Annotated in this window: 3 protein-coding genes and 2 pseudogenes; 2 read left to right on the forward strand and 3 right to left on the reverse strand. The window is 60.6% G+C overall.

Going from position 1 to position 3362, the window contains the following annotated elements; translation table 11 throughout:
* Positions 1 to 82 precede the first annotated feature (82 nt).
* Positions 83 to 682: pseudogene (locus AWB68_RS43350) on the forward strand (Mu transposase domain-containing protein); the annotation flags it as partial.
* Positions 675 to 992 (forward strand): annotated as a pseudogene (locus AWB68_RS43355) (ATP-binding protein); the annotation flags it as partial. The pseudogenes AWB68_RS43350 and AWB68_RS43355, both read left to right, overlap by 8 nt.
* A 28-nt stretch (positions 993 to 1020) precedes the next feature.
* On the opposite strand, the gene AWB68_RS43360 reads toward AWB68_RS43355, so the two are convergent.
* The 3 genes from AWB68_RS43360 to AWB68_RS43365 form a co-directional block, all read right to left on the reverse strand.
* A complete protein-coding gene (locus tag AWB68_RS43360; RefSeq protein WP_125483272.1) occupies positions 1021 to 1746 on the reverse strand; it encodes a helix-turn-helix domain-containing protein in 726 nt (241 codons plus the stop codon).
* Between the two features lie 34 nt (positions 1747 to 1780).
* A complete protein-coding gene (locus tag AWB68_RS47765; RefSeq protein ID WP_235028846.1) occupies positions 1781 to 1939 on the reverse strand; it encodes a hypothetical protein in 159 nt (52 codons plus the stop codon).
* Positions 1940 to 2588: 649 nt separating this feature from the next.
* Positions 2589 to 3362 (reverse strand): polysaccharide biosynthesis protein (locus AWB68_RS43365; protein ID WP_125483273.1); only part of this gene is annotated, 774 nt, incomplete at its 5' end.

Below are 3362 nucleotides of genomic sequence, written 5' to 3' on the forward strand. Positions count from 1 at the left end.
AAATAGAAACTGGCCGCTAACGCGGCCAAGCTGTCGCCTGCTCGCTTGACACCGGCCCGCTAATGGGTGTGGGTAATTGCAAGCACCGTTTGACGGTTACGTCGGGCGCGCGGCCCGTGTGTCGTCGACCTGCCTGGTGGTGGTCGGACGCAACCGTTACTCGGTGCCATGCGAATTTGCAGGCCAGATGCTCAGTATGCGGCTCTACCCGGGCCGCGTGGTGGTGGGTGACGACGCCATGGTGGCCGACCACGAGCGGCTGGCCGACGAAGGTCTGGTGCGCTACGACTGGCAGCATTACATCCCGCTGATCCAGCGCAAACCCGGCGCACTGCGCAACGGTGCGCCGTTCCAAGATATGCCCGAGCCCCTGCAACGTCTTCGCCGGGCGCTTCTGCGCGAGACGGGCGGTGACCGGGTGATGGCGAAGGTGCTGGCACTGGTGCCGGAAAGTGGTCTGGATACCGTGTTGATTGCGGTTGAACTGGCGCTGGAACAAGCGCCGCCGTCCGGACGCGTCAGCGTCGAGCATGTGGTGAACATGCTGTCGCGCATGCGCAGCGTGCAGATGCCGCCGAAGATCGATACAGCGTTGCAACTGGCGACACCGCCGCTGGCCGATACGTCGCGCTATGACGGACTGCGCCCGGCGCTGCAACAGCCGAAGGCCGGTCATGCGTGATCTTATCGTCGAACTCAAACAGTTGCGGCTGCACGGCATGGCGGCCGGCTGGGCTGAATTGCTTGAACAGGGTAACGTCGAGGTAGCGTCTTCGCAGTGGCTGCTTGAACGGCTGCTGCAGGCCGAGAGTGCCGATCGGGCCGTGCGTTCGGTCAGCCACCAGATGAGCGCGGCGAAGTTCCCGGTGCACCGCGATATCGTCGGCTTCGACTTCGATGGCTCCCCGGTCGATCGCCAGCTCGTCATGCAACTGGCCAGCATGACGTTCACAGAGGGCGCGCACAACTTGGTTCTGGTCGGCGGACCCGGACTCGAGACATAATGCTCACCTCTCTATGTTATTGAAGATCAATGGATAACTGATCCGGATTGGCTGACTGCGGACCCGTAAAAGCCTCGCGCCTCGCGATCAATGCGTCCACATCTGTCCGCATCACGATCCAGGGTGCGCCTGCACAGGCTTGTGTCGCGGGAAGCTCCCTGATACGGATCAGACGAAGGACTGTTGCTCCGCTCACGCCAAGGACGGCGGCGACCTCTGCAGCATTCAGCTCGTTGCGCTCCTGCCGCTCTCCCTCCCGATAGGCAGGAATTGAATGGTCACGACGCAAAATGCACACACGTGCGGCCGTCCATGTGAGACCTCTCGCGGTGCGCTTCCCCAACCGGTTGATGACTGAAGCAATTGCCATATCGGGAAGCGATCTGGCCAGCGCGCGAACAATATCGACTGTTTCAGCGGAAGTCGACCAACGATGTTGCCCGGTCCGATTCGACTCAAACTCAAGCTCGGTGTGATCCCCGCCCTGCCAGTGCAGGAGCCTCCGGATGGTGCTGCCCTGTTTCGTAACGACGATTTCCTTGAGCACGGTACGCAGGATACGTTTCTTGATTTCGACGGAGCTGGCAGGATGATTCCACAAGCTCTCCAGATCCGTTCCGAGCCGCATGATCTCTTCGCGTGCGGCATGGCTTAGCGCGTCTTCAGGATGCTCACGCAGTTCATCAAGCTCGGCTTGCCGCTGTGCCTGTATCGTTAATGCCTCATTCCACCGACGCTCCAATTCCGAAGCAACCAGCGTCCACCGACCCGACCAACTAATGCCTCTTGATCCAGGACGCGAGCGTGCGCAATAATGTCAGCTTGTTCTCGACGGTGCCCGGTGATTGCTGCTTCTCGTTGACCCAGAGATTGACCAGGTAGCCGATGTGATTTTCGCCGAGGTTCCACGGGGATTGGTATTCGATTACTTTCAATCCCAGGCATTTTCGGTCTCGTGCGTGCGTTATACCAAGTTTCAAATCGCCTTCTACATGATCCGCCAAAACGGCTAGTCGTCGACGATTCATCGATTCAGCGGGACGACGCGAACCATCGCGCGATGGACGACCATCCCGAAAGCGGCAAAGCAGCAAAGCGGTTGAACCGACAACGAATATTAGTCAGTCGCTCTATTGAGCGATGGATTGTCAATTGAAGTCAAGTCCGCCTTCGGCTCACCGGAGGCAGCCACATTTGCGATCGGGTACCGCGGAAGCTACGGCTCGGGTTTGCTCTTGTCAGAGGTCGTGCTTCCAATCCTTGTCATCAGTCTCGGCCGATATCGACCTCGTTGTCGGCCAATATGAGCGGCGCGCGTAGTCGCCGGCAGGGCCATAGCCGCGATACCCTGCTCCGACCGACGGGCACGCACACTTGCAGGCGCGTGCAACAGCCGAACCAGACTCGGCAAGCCGCAGAGCGACGCTATGGCGCCGCGATCAAAAACAGAACCCGCCCAACGATGCGTGAAAGCCAGTCGACGACGCGAATTTCGCGAAGAAGAGTGCTGCATTACGTCGGGCTTCTTCGCTAAGGCTGCAGATCACCTTTCCGCATCGAAATCGCTTTTGCCAACCGGCCTTCTTAGCCCACTGTGCCCCCAACCACGAGTCTGGGAGAAGCAATACTCTGCAGCGTCGGCGCAACCGTCGTCTGATACTCCGGCACCCATCTGCGCAGATCGCGCCGCACTTCTTCGTCCGGCAGCACGCGATGCTGCATCAGCCAGGGCAGCAACTCGTCGAGGAAGTGATTCGGCACCTCGCGCGCGCGGGCGATCCGCAACTTCGGATGCGGCGTGCGCATGGTGGTTTCGTCGTCGGCGAGAAGTTCTTCATACAGCTTCTCGCCCGGCCGCAGCCCGGTAAAGACAATGCGGATCTGTTCTTCAGAAAACCCGTAAAGCCGGATCAAGTCGCGCGCCAGATCGACGATCTTCACCGGCTGCCCCATGTCGAGGATGAAAATCTCGCCGCCGTGACCCATGCTCGATGCCTGCAGCACCAGTTGCGCCGCTTCGGGGATCGTCATGAAGAAGCGTGTGATCTCGGGATGTGTGACCGTCACCGGGCCGCCCTTCGCAATCTGCTGCTGGAACTTCGGAATCACGCTGCCCGCGCTGCCGAGCACGTTGCCAAAGCGCACCGTCTCGAACTGCGTGCGCGGTGCCGTCTGCTGCAATGCCTGGCAGGCCATCTCCGCGAGCCGCTTGCTCGCGCCCATCACGTTGGTCGGGTTGACGGCCTTGTCGGTGGAAATCAGCACGAAGTGGCGCACGTCATGGCGGATCGCCGCGCGCGCGACGCGCAGCGTGCCGAGCACGTTGTTGCGCACCGCCTGCCACGCGTTCTGCTCTTC

Origin of the sequence: Caballeronia choica (assembly GCF_001544535.1) — a bacterium.
Taxonomy (GTDB): Bacteria; Pseudomonadota; Gammaproteobacteria; order Burkholderiales; family Burkholderiaceae; genus Caballeronia; species Caballeronia choica.